The 22,391-nt window shown below is 32.9% G+C and carries 15 protein-coding genes and 1 tRNA gene; 9 read left to right on the forward strand and 7 right to left on the reverse strand.

Features of this window, described 5'->3' with window-relative positions:
* Position 1 precedes the first annotated feature (1 nt).
* Positions 2-1,192, forward strand: coding sequence for a glycosyltransferase family 2 protein (locus tag JE46_RS00625; RefSeq protein WP_031453313.1), 1,191 nt, complete (start codon positions 2-4; stop codon positions 1,190-1,192).
* 132 nt (positions 1,193-1,324) lie between these two features.
* Here the strand turns inward: JE46_RS00625 and JE46_RS00630 are convergent.
* From JE46_RS00630 to JE46_RS00655, 6 genes are all read right to left on the reverse strand, one after another.
* Positions 1,325-1,397, reverse strand: a tRNA-Met gene (locus tag JE46_RS00630).
* A 136-nt stretch (positions 1,398-1,533) separates the two neighbouring features.
* Positions 1,534-2,649 (reverse strand): PepSY-associated TM helix domain-containing protein, encoded by a 1,116-nt coding sequence (locus JE46_RS00635; protein ID WP_031453314.1) that lies wholly within the window; start codon positions 2,647-2,649, stop codon positions 1,534-1,536.
* Between the two features lie 453 nt (positions 2,650-3,102).
* Positions 3,103-4,062, reverse strand: a complete 960-nt coding sequence (locus tag JE46_RS00640; protein ID WP_031453315.1) for an HTTM domain-containing protein — start codon at positions 4,060-4,062, stop codon at positions 3,103-3,105.
* Positions 4,063-4,070: 8 nt separating this feature from the next.
* Entirely contained in the window at positions 4,071-4,643 is a 573-nt protein-coding gene (locus JE46_RS00645) for a hypothetical protein (RefSeq protein WP_031453316.1), read from the reverse strand.
* Positions 4,644-4,718: 75 nt separating this feature from the next.
* Positions 4,719-5,366, reverse strand: a complete 648-nt coding sequence (locus JE46_RS00650; RefSeq protein WP_157505838.1) for a hypothetical protein — start codon at positions 5,364-5,366, stop codon at positions 4,719-4,721.
* Between the two features lie 397 nt (positions 5,367-5,763).
* Positions 5,764-6,819, reverse strand: coding sequence for a glycoside hydrolase family 130 protein (locus JE46_RS00655; protein ID WP_031453318.1), 1,056 nt, complete (start codon positions 6,817-6,819; stop codon positions 5,764-5,766).
* Positions 6,820-7,285: 466 nt separating this feature from the next.
* On the opposite strand from JE46_RS00655, the gene katG reads away from it, so the two are divergent.
* The 4 genes from katG (at position 7,286) to JE46_RS00675 (ending at position 15,097) form a co-directional block, all read left to right on the forward strand.
* On the forward strand, positions 7,286-9,559 hold the full coding sequence (gene katG, locus JE46_RS00660) for a catalase/peroxidase HPI (RefSeq protein WP_031453319.1): 2,274 nt from the start codon (positions 7,286-7,288) through the stop codon (positions 9,557-9,559).
* Positions 9,560-9,994: 435 nt separating this feature from the next.
* Positions 9,995-11,029, forward strand: coding sequence for a LacI family DNA-binding transcriptional regulator (locus tag JE46_RS00665; protein ID WP_031453320.1), 1,035 nt, complete (start codon positions 9,995-9,997; stop codon positions 11,027-11,029).
* Between the two features lie 307 nt (positions 11,030-11,336).
* Positions 11,337-13,628: a GH92 family glycosyl hydrolase gene (locus JE46_RS00670; protein WP_394332074.1), complete on the forward strand. Its 2,292-nt coding sequence runs from the start codon at positions 11,337-11,339 to the stop codon at positions 13,626-13,628.
* 38 nt (positions 13,629-13,666) lie between these two features.
* Positions 13,667-15,097: a glycoside hydrolase family 125 protein gene (locus JE46_RS00675; RefSeq protein ID WP_031453322.1), complete on the forward strand. Its 1,431-nt coding sequence runs from the start codon at positions 13,667-13,669 to the stop codon at positions 15,095-15,097.
* Between the two features lie 97 nt (positions 15,098-15,194).
* Here JE46_RS00675 and JE46_RS00680 read toward each other — a convergent pair whose 3' ends face one another.
* Positions 15,195-15,575, reverse strand: a complete 381-nt coding sequence (locus JE46_RS00680) for a hypothetical protein (RefSeq protein WP_051872772.1) — start codon at positions 15,573-15,575, stop codon at positions 15,195-15,197.
* A 425-nt stretch (positions 15,576-16,000) separates the two neighbouring features.
* Between JE46_RS00680 and JE46_RS00685 the strand changes: the two genes are divergently transcribed.
* The 4 genes from JE46_RS00685 to JE46_RS00700 all read left to right on the forward strand — a co-directional run bounded on the left by JE46_RS00685 (position 16,001) and on the right by JE46_RS00700 (position 22,391).
* Positions 16,001-16,249, forward strand: coding sequence for a hypothetical protein (locus JE46_RS00685; protein ID WP_031453324.1), 249 nt, complete (start codon positions 16,001-16,003; stop codon positions 16,247-16,249).
* A gap of 530 nt (positions 16,250-16,779) precedes the next feature.
* Positions 16,780-17,343, forward strand: coding sequence for an RNA polymerase sigma-70 factor (locus JE46_RS00690; protein WP_031453325.1), 564 nt, complete (start codon positions 16,780-16,782; stop codon positions 17,341-17,343).
* Between the two features lie 134 nt (positions 17,344-17,477).
* On the forward strand, positions 17,478-18,620 hold the full coding sequence (locus JE46_RS00695) for a FecR family protein (RefSeq protein WP_236010704.1): 1,143 nt from the start codon (positions 17,478-17,480) through the stop codon (positions 18,618-18,620).
* A 132-nt stretch (positions 18,621-18,752) separates the two neighbouring features.
* Positions 18,753-22,391, forward strand: a complete 3,639-nt coding sequence (locus JE46_RS00700; RefSeq protein WP_031453327.1) for a SusC/RagA family TonB-linked outer membrane protein — start codon at positions 18,753-18,755, stop codon at positions 22,389-22,391.

Genomic DNA, 22,391 nt, shown 5'->3' on the forward strand with positions numbered 1-22,391 from the left:
GATGACAGTATTAAAAATTACCTTCTGGCTTCTATTGTTTATTATTGTTTACACCTACGTAGGATACGGTATTTTATTATTCTTAATTATAAAAATAAGACGTTTTTTTAAACTTGGAAATAAGGTAAATATTGATCCTAATTATGAACCAGAAGTTACATTGTTCATTGCAGCCTATAATGAAAAAGAGTATGTAGCAGCAAAAATGAAAAATACCTTAGAACTTGAATACCCTAAAGAAAAATTAAACATTATTTGGGTTACAGATGGTTCTAATGACGGAACACCAAATTTATTAAATGGGTATCCTAATACAACGGTTTATCATTTAGACGAAAGAAATGGAAAAATTGGGGCTATGAATCGGGGTATGGAATTTGTAAAAACACCAATTGTAATATTTAGTGATGCCAATACCAATCTGGGAAAGGAATCAGTCAGACGCATCGTGAATCTTTTTAGCAATCCTGCTGTTGGCTGTGTTTCCGGAGAAAAACGAATTGTTGATAAAGAAAGTGATGTAGCTTCCGGAGCAGGCGAAGGAATCTATTGGAAATATGAATCGGCATTAAAAAAATGGGATGCCGAATTATATTCTGTTGTTGGAGCTGCAGGAGAACTTTTTGCAATTAGGACACAATTATATTGTCATGTTGAAAAAGACACGCTGCTTGACGACTTCATCATATCATTAAGAGTCGCTCAAGAAGGATATACCATCCAATATGATCCAGAGGCATATGCAATTGAAACAGCTTCAGCGAGTGTAAGAGAAGAGTTTAAACGTAAAATTAGAATTTCTGCCGGCGGTATTCAGTCTATTGTAAGATTACGTTCCTTATTGAATATTTTTAAATATGGAACACTCTCATTTCAATACATTTCTCATCGCGTTTTACGTTGGAGTCTAACACCTTTGTGTCTTATTCTCCTAATCCCTGTTTTATCTATTTTAGCATTTAATGAAGGTATCATATCCTTTGGATTTTATTCTATATTATTTTGGATGCAGCTTTTTTTCTATGCAGCCGCTTTGTTAGGCTGGTTTTTAGAAAACAGAGAGACAAGGATTAAAATTCTGTTTGTTCCTTATTATTTTTTCATTATGAATTTATGTGTGATATTAGGATTTTTCAGGTATTTAAAAAAATCACAATCGGTAAACTGGGAAAGGGCTAAACGGGCTAGTTAATTCATGTCATTTAATATATTCATTAGTTTAATAAAGTGAACCTAGTTTTTGCCTTAGTTTCAACATTTTCAAGCGTTGAAGGGGGTAATAAAAAACAAAAAACCCATCAAAATTTTGATGGGTTATTCTCTGTAGCGGGAACAGGACTCGAACCTGTGACCTTCGGGTTATGAGCCCGACGAGCTGCCTACTGCTCTATCCCGCGATGTTTCGGGTGCAAAGATAAGCACTAAATACGGTTATCCAAATAAATTTCTGAATTTTTTTAATTTAAAACTGCAATTTTTAATAAATCGCTAATTTATAGTTATTTAAAAAATGAAAAAATTAAGATTATAGGTTTAGTGAGCTGCTTTCTTTTTTCGTTTACCCAGCCAGATCAATAATCCTGTAATAGGTAAGGTTACTGCAATAAGACAAACCATGAAAGCAAGTATTTTAGTAGGATATCCATAAATGCTTCCTGTATGAATGGGATATATCAATCGTTTTAATTTATCTCCTTTCGAAAAAGATTCGTAAGGTCTGATTTCTATGTTTTTGCCTGTGTATTTATCAAAATAAAGCGCACTGGACTGATTTGGTATATTGAATTCTAAGTTTTCTTTTAAAACTAAGATACTGTTAACGGTATCTGCCGGCATCCTGATCTGGATGTTACCTTTATATGGAAAAATACTATCTGTTTTTTGATATATACTTTGATAAAATGAAACTTTGTCAGACTGTGGATCAATTTTAGTTGGGTTTTCTACTTTAACAGAAAGCCTTTCGGACGTACCATTTGCTATAAAATACATTCCATCTTCAAACCATTTAAAAGACCATGTTAAACCCGTAAGTGCAATAATTAATAAAAACAGGAAAGTATAAAATCCAAAAGTCGAATGAAAATCCCAGTTGACTCTTTTGAATGAAGCTTTCCATTTTACGGTAAGTCGCTGTTTTAGGTTTTTAACTTTTTTAGGCCACCATAAAATCAGGCCTGAAATCAGCATGAACACAAAGATTAAACAACTACAACCTGTAATGATTTCACCAATATCATGCATCAATAAGTGTCTGTGTATGTTTAAAATTACAGAGAAAAATCTGTTATCCTGTGCGATAGTTCCAAGCACTTTTCCTGTATAAGGATCTATTGAGAAAATTTGTGTTTCTCCATCGGTGTCTTTTCCTATGATAGTCATAGTACGTTTTGGATCATTATAAACTACAATACGGTTTATTTTTTCAATTCCATATTGTTTCTCTATCGCAGCTGTACAATAATCAATTGTTTTTTTTTCTTTGCCTACATTAGGAACAATATAAAACTCTGGATTTATATACTGATCAATTTCTTTTTCAAATACCAAAAGGCTGCCTGTTAAAGCTACCACAAATAAAACAAGGCCTGAAGCAAGTCCTAACCAAAGGTGTAATTGTCCAATTTTTTTCTTTACTTTTTTCTTCATTATTCTTTAAAGAATTTCAATAAAATGGTTATTAAGTCTGGATTTCTGAATTGATTTTACATGAATGCAAATCTATACTTATTTAGACTAATTTTATAATGTTTTTTATTGTCATTCTAAATAATTTCATCTTATACTATTTATAGCGCTACAGTATTTTACGTGTAGCCAAAATAGAGAGTGTACATCACAAAAGACACAATTTAACTAATGATAAATATTGGAGTAGACGGGGAGTACTTCAGGCATTAACAATTGTTTTGGGAAGTTTGTGATTTAATTTTTAAGCTGTTATAAAAAAGGCTGTCCTTTTTTGGACAGCCTTTACTAATTTCTTTTCGATATATTTTTCTGTGTTAGAAATGTAAATTTTAATCATTAATTAGAGTAATGCATTATTTCAATAATAAATCTAAAAATAAATTTTAAACAGGTTCTAAGAAATAATTTTTTCTATATTCCTACCGGACTCGATTTTTTATAAAAGCGTCGCTCTAAACCTGGAGATTTGATGGTAATTGTTTCTCTTTCAAAATTAAAATTAGTCAGGTTCCAGATAATCATAATGGCCGAAAAATAATAGAGGTTCAAGACTAAAGCAATTCCCAAATGCATGCTGATGGTAAGTATCATCCATGTTTTTTGCGTTTTAGGTATCCAGATAAAAAACGGATACAGCATTTCAATAATGACAGTAGACCAGCCAATAATAATTAAAATATAAGAGTGGTCTGCCATCCAGGAAAAATCAAAATTAAAATCCCTGTTAGCATATGGTAAATTAATGGCTTTCCAGATAGATTCACCATTGCGCCAGTTGTATCCCAGTAACTTATCAAATCCTGAAAAGAAATAAGCTATACTGATATGAATTTGAAACATTCTTTTGACAGGCATAAAATTGACTTCTGTAGCTTTCTTTTTTATAATAAAACGTAGTACTGAGCAATATGCATCAGAAGGGAATAAAATCAAATAAAATAAAGACATACTGGTAAAAAAATCGACTCCATAAATAAAAAACGAACTCCCTTTGAGCAAAGCAACATGCAAAAGCAGTAACAGAAAAGCACTAACCCGGGAGTAAAATCCTATTATGATGTTAATGCAGAATGTTATAAACATTATTTTAGCACCTAAAATTACCATGTTTTCTGCAATTCCAAAAGATTCAAAAAAATGAGTGATTTTTGAAAAAGAAATTAGCCAGTTCGGATGAAAAACAGACATTATATCCTGTGGAACAAGACTATTACTGGAAAAAAACATGTCAAAATCGCTTATGATAGATAAAAAATGTAACAGTGCCAATGCCCCAGTTGAGATCCTAAAGAAAGCCAGAAATTCGGGATTTCCTTTATTTACAAAAAATAGAGACTCAATTTTATTATATAAGATAGTGGCTTTTTTCATGGTTATTTTTATTTAATTTGACTAATTAAAATCAGGTTGTCTTTTTTCTCTCCATTTTTATATCTGTCTAAAGAAGGATAATCGTAGAGATAAAGTTTGGCTGTACATTTTGTCGCACCATAGCTCTCTTTAAGGACGCTTTTTGCAATTTGTTTAAGCACCACATCCAAATATTTGTGATATTGGGATTCGTTTTTCTTTTTAGAAGCAACCACTTTGTCTATGAACATATTAAAAACAGAAGTATATCTCACAATACTTTCTTTACTCTTCAATTCCGGCATAATCCGTTCTTCCAGAATATTTCCGTTAGCGTCCTGCAATTCAAAAAGCAAGACAAAATCGCTTGCAACATTGGGCGCAAAAAAACCATACCCGGTATCAAATCCAGTGTAAGTCGTAAACATACTAACAGGTTCAAATTCTACAATTTTATTTGAAAGTTCATAAACGAATGGTTTTTTATACTCTTCTTTATCATAATAAAAACCGTAATAACCGTCAAAGGTTCCTTTTAATGCAATTGTAAAAACCATAAAGAGTAAAAGGAATATACCAAAAAGCTGCCATTTTCTTTTCATTTTCTTTGTATTTGATTGAAAATCTTTTTTTATAAAAACAAGGACAAACTTTATCGATTGACCTTGTTTTGATAATTATTGGTATTGTTTGATAACATTAATAACCTGTTGATTTAAATTTTTATCAAAAGGTGTTCTGGTAGTTCTCATTAGCAATCTGCTAAAGGCTTTAGTTCCCATGTAATCATTACAGATATTATTTTCATCAATTCCGACTACTGATAATTTGTTAAAAGTACTAATCTCTTGCTCAGATAGTTTGGTAGCTTTGGTTACAATTTTATTGCCCGCAATTCCAATATTACCATCCAATGAAGCATATTCGTATTTTGACAATATATTATCCAGTCTTGCTTTGATATCTCCATAATTGTTCCAATTGATATCAATTACATCAAAACAACCCTTATGGATGACATTCAATTTTGCGATTTTTGATACTCTGGTCAAAGTTTTTATTTGGTTAACGTGCTGAATTATTTGCGTTTGAACGATATAATTTAAGAAGCCGGAACCTCCAAATCTCGTATATTCCTTATCAAGTGCAATAAGTCCGTCAATATCTGCTTTGGACATTTCCTTTGCATCTTTAATCAGGAAATTATTATCGACAAAGTAATTTCCATTTTCATTGTAGACCAACATTTTTTTGGGTTTGCATTGGGAAAATAATATTAACCCAAAGGCAATAACACCAATAATTAATAGTGTTTTTGTTTTCATAATTGTGATTTTTTCTGATGCCTACTCTTTTTTGGCTTTTCGGCTTTCTCCATTTTAAATGTTTGTATTTTATTAGTAACATAAAATTACTTTTATTTAAAATATTGAAAAAGAGTATATTAGCCCCTTTTTAAAGGGTGTTTTTCCCCTTTATTTGATTTAAAGCAGTTGAAGTATATTAATAGAAATGCTAAGTATGATCTCTATCTATTGCTCTCTGCAATTTGACAGAGTTGAAGGAAGAGGAAAACACAAGTAAACAGTTATATATTCGAAATTTCGATTAGTGTTGTCTTATTAATAATTTGACTTATTCATCTACAGGGAAGGTCTTTACTTATGATAAACAGAGACTGAAATGAGTAAGAGTATAAATAAGAATAAAATAAAATGCTTATCAAAACTCAGGAATAAGTTTTGATAAAATTTCGGTAATTGAAAAATAAGCTCCGCAGACAAATTCATCGGCTGCTCCGTAATATATTGTAAGCTTATCTCCTTCTACAATATGACCATTCGTAAAAACTACATATCCAAAAAAACCACTCAGTTCGTAATTTTCTTGTGGCATCATTATAGGTTCTAGCGTTCGGGCAATTACTTTTGAAGGATTTTCTAAGTCCATTAAGAAAGCGCCAAGACAATATTGGTGTTCTGCATTTGCTCCGTGATATATTTCAAGCCACCCTTTATCCGTTTTAATAGGTGCTGCACCAGCGCCAACTCTGGCACTATCCCATAGTCCTTTTCTGGTTCCGACAAGAAATTGATGATTTCCCCAATAGATACCATCAGGAGATTCAGCCAGCCAAATAAAATTGCCGCCAATCTGAGGACTTGATGGGCGGTGCAGTGCATAGAATTTTCCATTAATTTTTTCTTCAAAAATGGCACAATCTTTATTATGGGGAGGGAATATCATTGATTGAGATTCGAAATTTTTCCAGTCTTTAGTCGTGCGCAATCCTACACCCACACCATTAGAAGAAACAGCAGTGTAAGTGATATAATATTTATCATCAAGCTTGCTTACCCGCGCATCCTCTATACCAAATTGTTCTAATATTCCTGAACCAAACAAAGAGCTATAACCCTCAGGATCATAAAAGCGAATTCCATCATCACTGCATAAAAGACGTAAATGCGAAAGTGTTGTCAGGTAGTCAAGACCTTTATATTGAATTATTCTGGCATCTGTAGCAACGAGATCGGGATCATTAAGAGGAATTTCAATAATTTCTACTTTACCCATTTCATTGATAACCGGAAAAAATATAACACCCTCTTTTTGAGCAATAGATTCGGCAACACGTACTAAAAGCCATATTTTTCCCTTAAATGTAAAAACACCCGGATTTAAAAGACTTATAATTTGTAAATCAGCACTACTGGGATGCAGGTCTTTTGGCATCAGTAAGGGGTTTTCAGGAAATCTGTGGGCAATATCACTCATTGAAATTTTTGTTTTTAAGTAATAATGTAAGCTTAATTGTCGAGCAATTATTGATGTGTTTTATGAGATTATAAAGAAAAGTTTTTCGATTTAAACTTCTTTATATAATATTGTTAGAGTATTATAATATTTTCATTAGCGGTATTTATACGATTGCCTTTTAGATGACTATCTAATTTAATAAGCGGAATTCTTAAATTCATATTCGTTAATAAAATGCAAAGAACAATCTGTTTTATTATTCGAATTAACCTGCACTGATAAAAAGAAGTCTATTAATTGATTATTAGATATTTTTTTCATAATTTCAATACCCAATTTTTTAGGCATTATCTACTTTTCATGATATTATCAATAGATTTTATCTATGAAAGTAGGTTGATATAATATGAATCACGTATAAAGTTTCCTTGTTTAGTTCTTAAATTCGTTTTCGGTTAAATAATAAAAATCAAAAAAATAAATTATGGAAGATCAATCAAATGACATTAGCAAATGCCCTTTTCATAATGGCAGCATGGACAAAGCAGCCGCTTCAGGGACAAAGAACCGCGACTGGTGGCCAAATCAGTTAAAAGTAAATATCCTGAGACAGAATTCTCCGGTATCTGACCCAATGGGTAATAATTTTGATTATGCTGAGGCTTTTAAAAGTCTTGATCTTGAAGCTGTAAAAAAAGATTTACATGAACTCATGACAGATTCACAAGATTGGTGGCCTGCAGACTTTGGGCACTATGGAGGTCTTTTTATCAGAATGGCATGGCACAGCGCTGGAACTTACCGTGTGCATGACGGGCGTGGCGGAGCAGGTGCAGGACAACAGCGTTTTGCTCCCCTTAACAGCTGGCCCGATAACGTTAGTCTTGATAAAGCCAGAAGACTTTTATGGCCAATTAAACAAAAATACGGAAAGAAAATTTCCTGGGCAGATTTAATGATATTAACCGGGAATATTGCTTTGGAATCTATGGGATTTAAAACTTTTGGTTTTGCCGGAGGAAGAGCCGATGTTTGGGAACCGGATGAATCTGTTTACTGGGGGTCTGAGATAACGTGGCTGGGTGGAGATGATCGCTATAACGATGGTTCTGATGGTGTACCAAAAGATCACGGGGTAGTATCATCTGATGACAATGCAGATGGGCATGTTCATTCCAGAAATCTTGAAAAACCACTTGCAGCCGTACAAATGGGACTGATCTATGTAAATCCTGAAGGACCAGACGGTAATCCGGATCCTATTCTCGCTGCAAAAGATATACGTGATACTTTTGGCCGAATGGCAATGGATGATGAAGAAACAGTAGCGTTAATTGCCGGAGGACATACATTTGGTAAAACTCACGGTGCTGCCTCTTCTGATCACGTAGATAAAGAACCGGAAGCATCTGGTATTGAATTACAAGGATTTGGATGGCAAAATAGTTTTGGTTCCGGTAAAGGAGCTGACACCATTACAAGCGGATTGGAAGTTACCTGGACAAAAACACCAACACAATGGAGTAATAATTTCTTTGAAAATTTATTTGGCTTCGAATGGGAACTTTCTAAAAGTCCTGCCGGTGCGCACCAATGGGTAGCCAAAAATGCTGAACCCATTATTCCCGATGCTTTTGACAGTTCAAAAAAGCATTTGCCAACCATGCTTACTACTGATTTGTCATTAAGACTGGATCCGGCTTACGAAAAGATATCACGCAGATTCCTGGAAAATCCAGATGATTTTGCTGATGCTTTTGCTCGTGCATGGTTTAAACTGACTCACCGTGACATGGGGCCACGCTCTCGTTATCTGGGATCTGACGTTCCTCAGGAAGAATTGTTATGGCAAGATCCTATTCCAGAGGTTAATCACGCATTAATTGATGAGAACGATATTACACAGTTGAAAGAAAAAATATTGAATTCAGATTTAAGCATTTCACAATTAGTAGGAACCGCATGGGCTTCAGCTTCAACTTTTAGAGGGTCAGATAAACGCGGAGGGGCTAACGGTGCACGTATAAGATTAGCTCCGCAAAAAGACTGGGATGTAAATAATCCCGTACAGCTTAAACAGGTTTTAGATAAACTTGAAAGCATTCAAAGAGAATTTGATGCTGCACAACAAAATGGTAAAAAGGTATCACTTGCCGATTTAATAGTTTTAGCGGGTAGTGCCGGTGTAGAGAAAGCTGCAAAAGAAGCCGGATATTTAGTAAAAGTACCATTTACACCAGGTAGAATGGATGCAAGTTTGGAGCAAACTGATGTTGAATCTTTTGGTTATCTGGAACCTAAAGCAGATGGATTTCGTAATTTTCGAAAAACAAAATCATCAGTTTCTACAGAAGAACTTCTTATCGATAAAGCAAATTTACTGACACTTACGGCACCAGAATTAACAGTGCTTTTAGGAGGACTTCGTGTACTTGATATAAATTCTGACGGTACAAAAAATGGTGTTTTTACACATCGTCCGGGTCATCTTACCAATGACTTTTTTGTCAATTTGCTTGATATGAGCACACAATGGAAAGCATTATCAGATGATAAAGAACTTTATGCAGGAAATGATCGTAACACGGGACAACCGAAATGGATTGGAACACGTGCAGATCTTGTTTTTGGATCCAATTCAGAATTAAGAGCCATTGCGGAAGTTTATGCAAGTAGTGACGCACAGGAAAAATTTATAAGTGATTTTGTTTTCGCATGGAATAAAGTAATGAATCTGGATCGTTTTGATCTAATCTAATACTTTTTACATTGATGATAGCTGTATTGCTTAATATGTTTTCAACTGCATTCTACTTCTTATAGCTGTTATTTAGAAGTTGATAGCAGTATGATTATTTACATTGAGTACATGTTTTCATTAAGTATAAGCTAATCATTTTTGCTTTTTTAAATAAGGGCATCAGAAATAAAAATCTGATGCCCTTTCTTAATTTGTGTAACGCTGAAATTTGGCAGCATACTGATCAAATAATACTTCTAACGAAGAAGATATTGTTCGCCTGCAGGATGATTTTGGACGTAAAAACAGCTTATTTATTAAAGGAGTACGACAAGTAAAGCAATACGATTTTTTATAAATGTTTACATTACACCAAATCAGATTTTAGCAATAGGCTTTAATTTTACTATCTTTGAATCAAATTTGTGTTTAAAATTAAATGAGGATTTTTAAATGAAAAAAAAACCTTTTTCTATTAGAAATATTGCAGATGAACTTAAAATATCTGTTACAACGGTATCTTTTGTGTTGAATGGGAAAGCAAAAGAAAAACACATTTCTAAAGAACTTACTAAAAAGGTTTTAGACTATGCAAAATTAATAAACTACAGGCCGAATCAAATTGCTCAAAGTTTACGGACAGGTAAATCAAAAATTTTGGTTTTTATGGTGGAAGATATTTCAAATAATTTCTTCTCTAAATTAGCTCGTATTTTTGAAGACATTGCTTACGATAAAGGATATAAAGTTATATTTTGCAGTAATGAAAATGATGATGAGAAATCCAAAGAGCTTATCAGCTTATTTAATTTTCGCCAGGTTGACGGGTTTGTTGTTGTACCTTCACCAGGCTTAAAAGATACTATTGAAAATTTAATTAAAGACAATATTCCGGTCATATTATTAGACAGGTTTTTTGAGGGATTAGATTGTAATAGTGTTGTTGTAAATAACGAAAAAGCTTCTTTTGATGCAACACAACATTTGATAGATAATCAATTTAAAAATATTGGTTTTATTACTATTGCTCCAGACCAGTCTCAGATGCAGGAGCGTCTCACGGGATATATAAAAGCAATAAATAAAAATGGTTTAAAACCAATTACTCTTGAGATTCCTTATAATGAGGTTTATATAGTAAAAGGAAAAGAACGGATCAGGAATTTTTTTGATAAAGAGACCAATTTAGATGCTGTATTTTTTGCAACTAACTATTTAACCCAAACGGGACTGGAAATTTTTAAGGAAAATAAACCATCTTTAACAAATGATCTTGGAATTATTTCTTTTGATGATAATGATATGTATAAAATTTACAGTCCTACTATCACGTCGGTTTCTCAACCTCTTAATGACATAAGTACTAAATTAATGGAAATTATGTTACCCCTTTTGAAGAAAAAAGATGTAACAGAAACAGTTCATAAAGTCATGATTAATGCAGAACTTATTATTAGAGAATCTTCCTTAAGTAAAATAACTGATTAAAGAATACTTTTTTTATTTTTAATTAAGGAATCTGATTGTCAATAATAATTTATAGGCAGATTTTTTTGTACATTATTTTACAGCATCTAAATTCACCGGTTTTTAGTGTCTAATGATAATATGTGTTTTTCCTTTCTTATTAAAACGTTTTACTTATGATTTATTAAATTATATTTAAGTTTATTTTTCTGATTTAATACCTGTCTTATAAAATTAACATAAAACCCATATTTAGTAAAAATTTTTTGTTTTCACTAAAACGTTTTAGTAAGTTTGTTATGCTGGACATTTAAATAACTGAGCTTTGATAAAAATTAAATACACTTTTGCATTCGTGTTTTTTGCTTTTGTTTCTGTTAATGCACAAAATACACAAGTAATTACACCAGAACAACCTATTGACTGGGTAAATCCTTTAATAGGAACTGATTCTGATTACGGCATTTCAAACGGTAATACTTATCCGGCAATTGCAATGCCATGGGGTATGAATTTCTGGACGCCACAAACAGCAAATATGGGAGACGGCTGGGCGTATACTTATAAATCAAACAGAATTAAAGGTTTCAAACAGACCCATCAGCCTTCACCATGGATGAATGATTATGGACAGTTTTCGATTATGCCTGTTACAGGTGATCTGAAATTTAAGGAAGAAGACAGGCAAAGCTGGTTTTCACATAAAGCCGAAACTGTTATGCCGTATTATTACAGCGTTTATCTGGCAGATCATAACGTTACTACAGAAATTACGCCAACTGAAAGAGCTGCGAGATTCAGGTTTACTTTTCCGGAAACAGATAAGGCTTACGTGGTTATTGATGCATTTGATAAAGGATCTTACGTGAAAATTATACCGGATCAAAGAAAAATTATTGGTTACACGACAAAAAACAGTGGTGGAGTTCCGGAAAATTTCAAAAATTATTTTGTCATTGTTTTTGATAAGGATTTTGAGGTAAATGCAACTTTTAGCGGAGCTGTTTTAGGAAATGCTTTAGAAATGAAAGCAGATCATGCCGGAGCGGTAATTGGTTTTAAAACAAAAACTGGTGAAAAAGTAAACGCTCAGGTGGCTTCATCTTTTATAAGTTATGATCAGGCAGAGCTAAACTTAAAAGAAATTGGCAACAATAATTTTGATCAGCTTAAAGAAAAAGGAAAAGCAGTCTGGAACAAAGAATTAGGAAGAATAAAAGTAGATGGCGGAACACCGGATCAAATAGGGACTTTTTATTCTTCTCTGTACAGATCGCTTCTTTTTCCGAGAAAATTCTATGAATACGATCAAAACAATAAAGTAGTACATTATAGCCCGTATAACGGAAAAGTTTTGCCGGGCTATATGTTTGTCGATACCGGTTTTTGGGATACTTTCAGGGCTTTATATCCTTTTTTGAATTTCATGTATCCCGAACTGAATACACAAATGCAGGAAGGACTTTCAAACACATTCAATGAAAGTGGCTGGCTTCCTGAATGGTCTAGTCCTGGGTTAAGAGATATCATGGTCGGAAATAATTCGGCATCCATTGTATCCGAAGCATATTTAAAAAGCGGTAAAGTAAAAAATTACGATATTGAAAATCTTTACAAAGCGGTAATTCATGGAGCCAATAATGCAGGTCCGTTGAGAGCTGTGGGACGCGCAGGAGTTGATTCTTACAACTCATTGGGATATGTCCCTCATGATGAAATTCAAGAAAGTGCGGCCAGAACATTAGAATATGCTTATGATGATTTTGCTATTTACCAATTGGCAAAAGCGTTGAATAAACCGCAGTCAGAAATTGATTTGTACAAAAAGAGAAGTTTAAATTACAAGAACCTTTTTGATCCAAAATACAATCTGATGCATCCTAAAAATAAAGATGGAAAATTTATGGAACCTTTTGATCCTTTTCAATGGTTTAACGGATTTACAGAAGGAAACAGCTGGCATTATTCGTGGTCAGTTTTCCATGATGTACAAGGTTTGGTTGATTTGATGGGCGGAAAACAACAGTTTGCTTCGCAATTGGATAAAGTTTTTTCTTTACCTCCCGTTTTTGCTACAAAAGATTTTAAAGAAGGTGTGATTCACGAAATGAGAGAAATGCAGATTGCCAATATGGGGCAGTATGCACACGGAAATCAGCCCATTCAGCATATGATTTATCTTTATAATTATGCAGGAGAGCCCTGGAAAGCACAATATTGGGTAAGAGAAACCATGAACAGGATGTACCATGCAACTCCGGATGGCTATTGTGGTGATGAAGATAACGGACAGACTTCGGCCTGGTATGTTTTTTCTTCATTAGGATTTTATCCTGTTACTCCGGCTTCTGATCAATATGTTATTGGTGCTCCATTGTTTAAAAAAGTAACAATCCAACTTGAAAATGGCAAAACCATCACCATAAACGCGGGTTCAAACAATAATGAAAATCGCTATATCAAAGGAATGAAATTTAATGGAAAAGCCTATTCTAAAAACTGGCTGAGCCATTCCGAATTAATGAAAGGCGCTACGATTGATTTTGATATGTCGGCAACGCCAAATAATAAAAGAGGAATAAATAAAGAAGATTTTCCGTATTCACTATCAAATGAATAACAGTAAGTTCTGTTTTTACAATTTTAAAATATATAAAAATGCAAAGAAGAAAATTTATCCAGAATACTGTTTTATTTAGCAGTTTAGCACTTGTTGATCCTATGGAAATAATTGCCGGTACTAAGGCAGTCAAAGATTTTCCGATTGTAAGAGTTGCAAAAGGCAAAAGAAATTTTGAAAGTGAATTTATTGAAAAAACAATTGTTGAGTTTCAAAAGAATGTAAAGGATAAAGAATTAGGATGGTTATTTAATAACTGTTTTCCAAATACGCTGGATACAACAGTAACTTATTCACAGAAAAACGGAAGACCTGACACTTATGTTATTACAGGAGATATCGATGCGATGTGGTTAAGAGACAGTTCTGCGCAGGTTTGGCCTTACATGGCTTTTGCCGGAAAGGATTCAAAATTAAAAAATCTTATTGCAGGTGTTATAAACAGACAGACAGAATACATTCTGAAAGATCCGTATGCAAATGCATTTTATAATGACCCAAATAAAAGAGGGGAGTGGACCACAGACCATACTGATATGAAACCGGGTGTTCACGAAAGAAAATACGAAATTGATTCGCTTTGCTACCCAATCAGACTGGCTTATAATTACTGGAAAAATACAGGAGACGCTGCCCCATTTGATGAAAATTGGGTAAAAGCTATTAAAACGACACTTAAAGTTTTCAGGGACCAACAGCAAAAAGACGGTAAAAACCCCTATACGTTTCAAAGAACAACACAGTTTGCCACTGATACAAGGCCATTAAAAGGGTATGGATATCCAGTAAAACCAGTTGGCCTTGTTTGTTCTGCTTTCAGACCAAGTGACGATGCAACTGTCTTTTCATTTCTTATTCCATCTAACTTTTTTATTGTAGCCAGTATGAATCAGGCTGCAGAAATGTTGGAAGTGATTACAAAAGATACAGGCACAGCAAAAGAATTAAGGAATTTAGCAAATGAAGTTGATAAGGCTATTAAGGAACATGCAGTGGTTAAACATCCTAAATACGGAGAAATTTATGCATTCGAAGTGGATGGTTTTGGAGGTCATTTATTGATGGACGATTCCAATGTTCCGAGTTTGTTGAGTTTGCCTTATTTGGACGCAATTGATGTTAAAGACCCAATTTATCAAAATACCCGAAAGTTTGTCCTTTCAGAAGACAATCCGTTTTTCTTTAAAGGAAAAGTAGCCGAAGGAATTGGAGGACCACATGTTGGGATGGATATGATCTGGCCAATGTCTCTTGTAATGAGGGCTTACACAACTTCTGATCCAAGCGAAATTAAGGATTGCATCAGAATGTTAAAAGCATCACACGGAGATACCGGATTTATGCATGAATCTTTCCATAAGGATGATGCTAAAAATTTCACAAGATCCTGGTTTGCATGGACAAATACTTTGTTTGGGGAGCTTTTATGGGATACTTATAAAACGAATCCTAGATTACTTGAACTCTAACTAAGACCAAATAAATGTTTATACAAAAAGAGGCATACGATAAATAGTATGCCTCTTTTTTATTAGTACTAACAAACTAACAAACTAACAAATTCAGTTACTCTTCGTCCTTAAAATCACTTTTCTTTTCATGATTGGTATTAACATCATTTTTATTTGTGGTTTTTTCCTCATTCGGAATATTTTCTGAATTGCTATTTTTGTTGATTTCAAAATCGTTTTCAGGATGTTTAAAATCTTCAATAAATTCTTCCTGATATTGATACGGATCTTCATCTCTTGCATAGTTATCATTATCAACAAGTGTATTTTGATCTATAAAATCAGGATCGCTTTCTCCAAATTCAGTTTTGCTTTCTTTGTTCAGATCATGTTGAAAATGATTCTCATTTTGAATATCATTACCATCAACAAGTGTGTTTTGATCAATAAAATCCGGATCTGTTTGACCATATTCGTTGTTGTTTTGCTTTTCCATGATATTGTGTTTTAGAATAGTTTTTTATTAAAAAGGAATTTTTAAACTTATTTTCTTTACTGTTTTAAGTTTAAATTAATTTCTTTTTACAAATTTATTCTAAAGAATAACTGAAGTATTTACAGAAAAATAAATTTTAGTTGCATAATTAATAGATTGCTTTCTAACAATTTTCTGCCATGAGTTCCCTTTGATTCGTACGTAATTTATGATACCAGATGCCAAAGTAAAGTCTCTTGAAGAGTTTTAGAAACAATTTTAAGAGTATTTAATAATAATCATTTTCAGTGAAAACAGTAATGGTTTTTTGTTGTTATTAATGTGTTGATAAATAATGTTTTATAAGTTTTTTTGATGATTGTTTTAAAGTAATTAATAGTTATATTTGAATTAATGAACGACTTATTAATTTAAATATATTTACTATGGATAAATCTATAAAACTAAAAGTTCGTAAAGAGTTAAATGGTCAGCAGCAGTTGAATATAATTAGATTAAAAGGAAGCTTAATTTCTAAAGGTTATACAGAAATAATACATATTCTTGATCAGGACGACGAATTTCATATCAATTCTTTTGAAACTCCCTTAGAGTCTACTAATGAAGTACAGGAATATATTACTGCATTTATTAATAAAGAAAACCTGAATGATACTATAACACTGTATAAGTGATTTTTGATTAGTTTTCAACTTAGAAAATAACTTAAAAAAATCAGCCAACAACTACATACAACAAAAGCGTTTGAATATTCTATGATTATCTATAGATTTTATTCGGTTAAATAGACATAAAGTGTTATTAAATTCATTCCTAATTTTAATTTGTAATTAGTCAAGTTTTCTTAAAAGACTAATTCAATTATGTTTATTTTTTATTTTAAATATTGATTGTTCTTTGTATTGTATAGAGGTTTTTATAATCCTTAGGATTAAATAATCACGTAAATACAAACGAAAGTAATGCATGATTAAGATAAATAGTATTAAAGAACATTTGTTGTTAAAGATATTGGGTAAGATATTTACTAATATTGTTTTTTTATTATAATTTAACGGTTGTATTTTTTTTAATATTCAAAATTCTATGGAGTATAATTGTATTTTTTGTAATTATTCAAGGAAATTCAATACTTATTTGCTGAAAAATTAAAAATACATAGATTTGTTTTTTGTAGCCTATTTGCTTTTTTTTAATACTTACGTTGGAAATAGATATTGTTTTAAAAGAACTTCAAAATCAAAATAAATCCGTTTATAAAAGTGTATTTGATCATTTCTATAAACGATTGGTTATCTATGCCAATAATTTTTTGTTCGATCAGCAAGCCAGTGAAGATCTAGTACAGGAAGTATTTATTTTTTTATGGGAAAACGCCCATAACATTGAAATAAAAACCTCACTGAAAGCCTATTTGTATACAATGGTACGTAATAGATGTTTGAATTACCTTAAATCAGTTAAAATTACAGATGATTTAAATTTGATTGATTTAAACTCAATGCTAATTTTGGATGACGATTTAGATTTGATTTCCGAAGAAGAAAAAACAATTCTTTATAATCAAATTTTAAAACTTATTGAAACTTTTCCTGAAAGTATGCAGCAGGTTTTTAAACTCAAATTTATTGAGAATTATAAATACGATGAAATCGCCAATGAAATGGGGATTTCTGTCAATACTGTAAAAACTCAGCTTAAAAGAGCTAAAATCAAAATCAGCGAATTATTAGTTGTGATATTAGTTTTATTATCCATGAATTCGTAAGAAAGTTACTCTTCTTTCTTTATAATTTAATTTTTTCTTCATTTTTTCTTAAACTTTTGTCACCCATTCTTTAGTTTCGATTGTCTTAGTATTAAATTACATCATGTAATTGTTAATTTAAAGAGATTCTACAAATGGAATTTAAACTGATCATAAAAAAAATAAACGATACTCTTACCCCAGAAGAGAATTCGATTTTTGAGCTATGGTATAATGATTCTCAGGAGAATAAAAAATATTTTGCTAAAGTTCAAAGTAACTATCAAAATGAGATTGAGAATGTAGATCTTGATAAAGCATGGAAAGCTTTAGATGGAAAAAACAATCCGGAGAAAAATAAGAGTCAGTTTTACAAATATGCTGTTGCCGCATCAATAGCTTTATTGTTGGGTACAGGAATATTTTATTTTACAAAACCCAAAGAACAAATTATTCAGGTAGTTGAAAAACCAAAGGAAATTGCCCCAGGTGGAACAAGGGGAATCCTGACACTTTCGAACGGAAAGCAAATTGTACTGTCTGATATTTCGGCAAAAGATACTATCGCACAAGAAGGAGAAGAAGTTACCATTAAGATGGATGCAAACGGAGTTATTACCTATACCATAAATCCGAATGCTGATGTTTTAAAAGCTGATGCAAATTCATTCAACACGCTTTCAACACCAACGGGCGGACAATACAATATCGTTTTGGGAGATGGTACAAAAGTATATCTAAATACAGTTTCATCGATTAAATATCCAACCCAGTTTAATGGAAATCAAAGATTGGTAGAATTAGAAGGGGAAGCTTATTTTGAAGTAGCCAAAAATAAAGACAAACCTTTTATAGTAAAATCAGGTAATCAGTCTATAGAAGTCCTTGGAACCCATTTTAACGTACATGCTTATAATAATGAACTGATTACAAAAACTACCTTATTAGAAGGAAGTGTTGCGATTACTTATAAAAATCAAAAAGCAATTTTAAAACCGGGACAACAGTCTAATGTATCTGATAATTCTAACGGGATTGCAATTCGAAAAGCAGATACCGAAGCTGCTATTGCCTGGAAAAACGGTCGTTTTAAATTTGATAACGCCGATCTGAAATCAGTAATGAAACAGTTGGAGCGCTGGTACGGAATTAAGGTAGAGTACCGTGGAGATGTTTCGGATGTAAGATTCAACGGAGGTACGTTTATGAATAAAAATTTGTCTGAAGTATTAAAAGTGCTTGAGCTTAGCAATATCAAATTTAAGGTCGAAGGAAAAACAATCATTGTGTATCCCTGATTTTAAATTTCCCCGATTATATTGCGACTATATACTAAAAAACCAGAAGCAGTTGCGATGCTTCTGGTTGTTAAAAGGTACTAGCCAATATAAGTTGTTCACCATTGTTTAACTAAAACCAAATGTAAATGTATGAAAATTAATTTGCAACAAAAAAAGCCTTACAAAAAACTAGAAAAAAAGATTACTGTGTTTAATTTATCTACTTATTTATGGATATTTAGTGCATTGTTTACGCTGTTTTGCAATTCTACAGCACAGGCGCAGAGTATTTCCATTAATTTTAAAGAAGCGCCTCTTGAAACAGTTCTGAAAGAAGTGGCAAAGCAGGCCAACTACGAAGTATTTTACACGCAGAAATTGCTGAAAGATTCGAAACCTGTCACGATTAATGTTAAGAATTCCGGCTTAAAAGAAACACTGAATCAAATTTTCAGCTCTCAAAAATTAAAGTACACACTCACTAATCAGACCATAGTGGTAACTGATGTTAAAGAAAAAGAGGAGGGACGGGGAAACGGAAAAATACAAGGAAAAGTATTAAATAGTAAAAATGAACCTTTTCCTGGAGTAAGTGTTACCATTTCCGGGACGAATACACATAGTATAACTGATTTTGACGGCAGTTTTTCTTTTGACAATGCACCTTTAGATGGTATATTGGAGTGTACAGGATTAACAATTGAAAAAAAATCTTTTGCTATTGATGGACGTTCTCAGTTGACACTTGTTGTTGAAGATAAAGTATCTGCCATGAAAGAAGTTGTTGTAACAGGTTTTCAGACACTTACGAGAAGCCATTCTACCGGTGCAATTGCCAAGATAGATGAGAAAGTGTTAAATGAAAATATCAACGCCAATTTAATGACTGCTATTGAGGGTCGTGTGGCAGGTTTAATGTTCCAGAAAAACCCAACCGGAGCTTCTGGTGATACTCCTATATTGAGAGGTATCGGTACCTTTTCTTCTGTAGAAGTAGGTTATAGCCCGCTCGTGGTAATTGATGGTTTGCCTACAGAATTAACTCTGGACGAAATTAACCCTTATGATATTGAAAGTGTAAATGTCCTTAAAGATGCCGCAGCAGGATCTATTTATGGTGCAAGAGCAGCAAACGGTATCATTGTTTTGACTACTAAAAAAGGAAATGGTAAGTTAAAAGTGAGTATAAATTCTGACTTCTTTATTTCTACAAAACCAAGTATAAAGGATATGAATTATGCTTCTACCAGCGATTTAGTTGATTTTGAACAAGCTGTTTATAATAGGGAAAGAGCCAGATTTACCAATACTGCAACAATGTTTAATAGTTATGGAGACATTGGAAGCAGCAGTCCGAAGTATTACAGCCCTCTTTATCAGCTAAACAGAGATTTGGAAGATGGAAAAATTAATAATTCAGATTACGACAGTACTATTGCCCAGTGGAGAAAGAATGACTACATAAAAGATTATCGTGATAATGTGTGGCAAAACGAATTCAGACAACGTTACAATATTGCATTTTCGGGAAGTACAAGTAAGCAAAATACATATGTGTCATTAAATTATGACGATGCAAAAAACAGAATAAAAAACAATACAAGCCGTGAGTTTAATCTTTATGCAAAAAGCAGTTTTCAGGTAAACAACTGGTTAAACGCTACTTTTGGATTAAATGCAAGTTATAGTAATGACGACGTTACTGATTTTGATTTGGGCAATTATAATATCCAAAAAAGATACGAGCGTATTACTGATGATAACGGAGACTTAGTAATGTCACCATTTGTAGGTATTAAGGATGGTTTTACGAGCGGTAGTGTTCTTAACCCTGCCATGGCTGCAAAAATAAATAGTTTAAGTGGTTTTAAATCAGTAAATTTTAACGTGTTAGATGCGCTTCAGGAAGGTATCACACATGAAAATTCGCTAAGCTTAAGAGCTTTTACAAACTTGCGTGCCAAGATATGGAAAGGTCTAAGCCTTAATACACAATTTCAATATGAGCTAAGAAAAAATGATAACGATCAGTATTATGCTGTAGATTCATACAGAATGCGTTATGCAATTAATGCCTTAACAGGTTACAATCCTACTACAAATGCCTACACCTACGTAGATGGTTTTTCTACAGGAGGACGTTATAAGCAATGGAGCAGTCAGGTAAGCAACTATTCTTTTAGAAATCAATTAGATTTTAGTCAGGATTTCAGTGAAGGAAAACACTCGGTTAATGCCATAGCGGGTTTTGAAATGCGCGAAACTTTTGCCCCTCGAGGTATTGAACAAATACGATATGGTTATGATCCCGTTACGCTTACCTCTGCTACATTAAACAACCTTTCGTTAAGTCAGACAGGGGTTGCGAGTTATATCTATGGAAATAACGCCACTTTAGCAGCTTTATCAAGATCGCAGACAGAAGTTTTGCATCATTATTTTTCAGTTTTTAGTACTGCAGGTTACACCTATTTGTCAAAATACAATGTAACAGGAAGCTATAGAGTTGACAGGGCAGATTTATTTGGAGTTGATTCTAAATACAAAAACCGTCCATTATGGTCTGCTGGTTTAGGATGGAATGTTAGCAATGAAGACTTCATGAAAGATATAAAATGGGTCAACATGCTTAAATTAAGAGCAACTTATGGAGTTAGCGGAAACATTGATCAAAGTACAACTCCATACGTAACAGCTACAAGAAGAAACGATAACTTATATCAGTCTTTACAATATATAAACATCACGGCACAGCCAAATCCTATGCTAAGATGGGAAAAAACACAAACCACCAATTTAGGATTAGATTATACTTTGTTTCAAAATAAATTAACAGGTAGTATTGATATGTATCGAAAATACAGCAGTGATTTATTAGCTACAACTGATTTAGATCCAACTGTTGGCGCAACAAGCAGAAGAATTAATGCCGGGGCTTTGCTAAACAAAGGAATAGAATTTAGTGTGGGTTCTCAATGGTATAATAATGGTAACTTCCGTATTAATTCTAATGTAGTTTTTGGGTTTAACAAAACAACGATTGACAAAGTTACCAGAGCAGAATCAAGTGCTTCAGTATACATTAGCGCACCAACAAATTACTTTTTTGAAGGAGAGGTTTTCAATAGTTTGTATGCTTACAAATATGGAGGTACAGTTAACGGATATCCTTATGTTTTGGATGAAAACGGAAATCCGTCAATTACTTTTGATGCCAATGGTAATCCAATATCTACCACTGTAAAAACAATTACTAGTCCTAAGGCGTTGGTAAATATGGGAAGTTTAACCCCAACATACACAGGTTCCTTATCACAGCGATTTTCGTACAGACAATTTGATCTGAATATGCTGTTTGTTTTCTCAGGCGGAAATGTAATGCGCAGAGAAACTATTGACATGAGTACTGATGCAGTAAATCTTTCAGGTATTACGGATCGTTACACAGATGCACAGCCAAATGGCAATACGCGTTTATATGTAGATTTTGCAGAAAACGTTAGAAGTTATGCAGGAACAATCAGCAGTCAATGGAGAAACTCTAATGCCAATGTTGTAGATGGTGATTATATCAAATTAAGAAACATTTCATTAGGCTATAACCTGCCAAAAAATTTCGCAAATAAAATCAAAATGGAATCGGCTAAATTTACTTTTCAGGTAAATAATATCTGGTATTGGAGTGCGGCCGGTAGTCGAATCGATCCGGAAGTCTATTCTGCTAATTCCGGTATACGTAATTTACCATTGCCTGCAACTTACTTATTTGGTTTTAATTTAACCCTTTAA

This window comes from Flavobacterium chungangense LMG 26729, assembly GCF_000735715.2.
Taxonomy (GTDB): domain Bacteria; phylum Bacteroidota; class Bacteroidia; order Flavobacteriales; family Flavobacteriaceae; genus Flavobacterium; species Flavobacterium chungangense.

What these genes read in the sequence shown, in the direction of transcription:
- JE46_RS00625 (WP_031453313.1), top strand. Translation starts at nt 2, where the DNA reads ATGACAGTATTAAAAATTACCTTCTGGCTTCTATTGTTTATTATTGTT.
- JE46_RS00635 (WP_031453314.1), bottom strand. Translation starts at nt 2,649, where the DNA reads ATGAAGAAAAAAGTAAAGAAAAAAATTGGACAATTACACCTTTGGTTA.
- JE46_RS00640 (WP_031453315.1), bottom strand. Translation starts at nt 4,062, where the DNA reads ATGAAAAAAGCCACTATCTTATATAATAAAATTGAGTCTCTATTTTTT.
- JE46_RS00645 (WP_031453316.1), bottom strand. Translation starts at nt 4,643, where the DNA reads ATGAAAAGAAAATGGCAGCTTTTTGGTATATTCCTTTTACTCTTTATG.
- JE46_RS00650 (WP_157505838.1), bottom strand. Translation starts at nt 5,366, where the DNA reads ATGAAAACAAAAACACTATTAATTATTGGTGTTATTGCCTTTGGGTTA.
- JE46_RS00655 (WP_031453318.1), bottom strand. Translation starts at nt 6,819, where the DNA reads ATGAGTGATATTGCCCACAGATTTCCTGAAAACCCCTTACTGATGCCA.
- katG (WP_031453319.1), top strand. Translation starts at nt 7,286, where the DNA reads ATGGAAGATCAATCAAATGACATTAGCAAATGCCCTTTTCATAATGGC.
- JE46_RS00665 (WP_031453320.1), top strand. Translation starts at nt 9,995, where the DNA reads ATGAAAAAAAAACCTTTTTCTATTAGAAATATTGCAGATGAACTTAAA.
- JE46_RS00675 (WP_031453322.1), top strand. Translation starts at nt 13,667, where the DNA reads ATGCAAAGAAGAAAATTTATCCAGAATACTGTTTTATTTAGCAGTTTA.
- JE46_RS00680 (WP_051872772.1), bottom strand. Translation starts at nt 15,575, where the DNA reads ATGGAAAAGCAAAACAACAACGAATATGGTCAAACAGATCCGGATTTT.
- JE46_RS00685 (WP_031453324.1), top strand. Translation starts at nt 16,001, where the DNA reads ATGGATAAATCTATAAAACTAAAAGTTCGTAAAGAGTTAAATGGTCAG.
- JE46_RS00695 (WP_236010704.1), top strand. Translation starts at nt 17,478, where the DNA reads ATGGAATTTAAACTGATCATAAAAAAAATAAACGATACTCTTACCCCA.
- JE46_RS00700 (WP_031453327.1), top strand. Translation starts at nt 18,753, where the DNA reads ATGAAAATTAATTTGCAACAAAAAAAGCCTTACAAAAAACTAGAAAAA.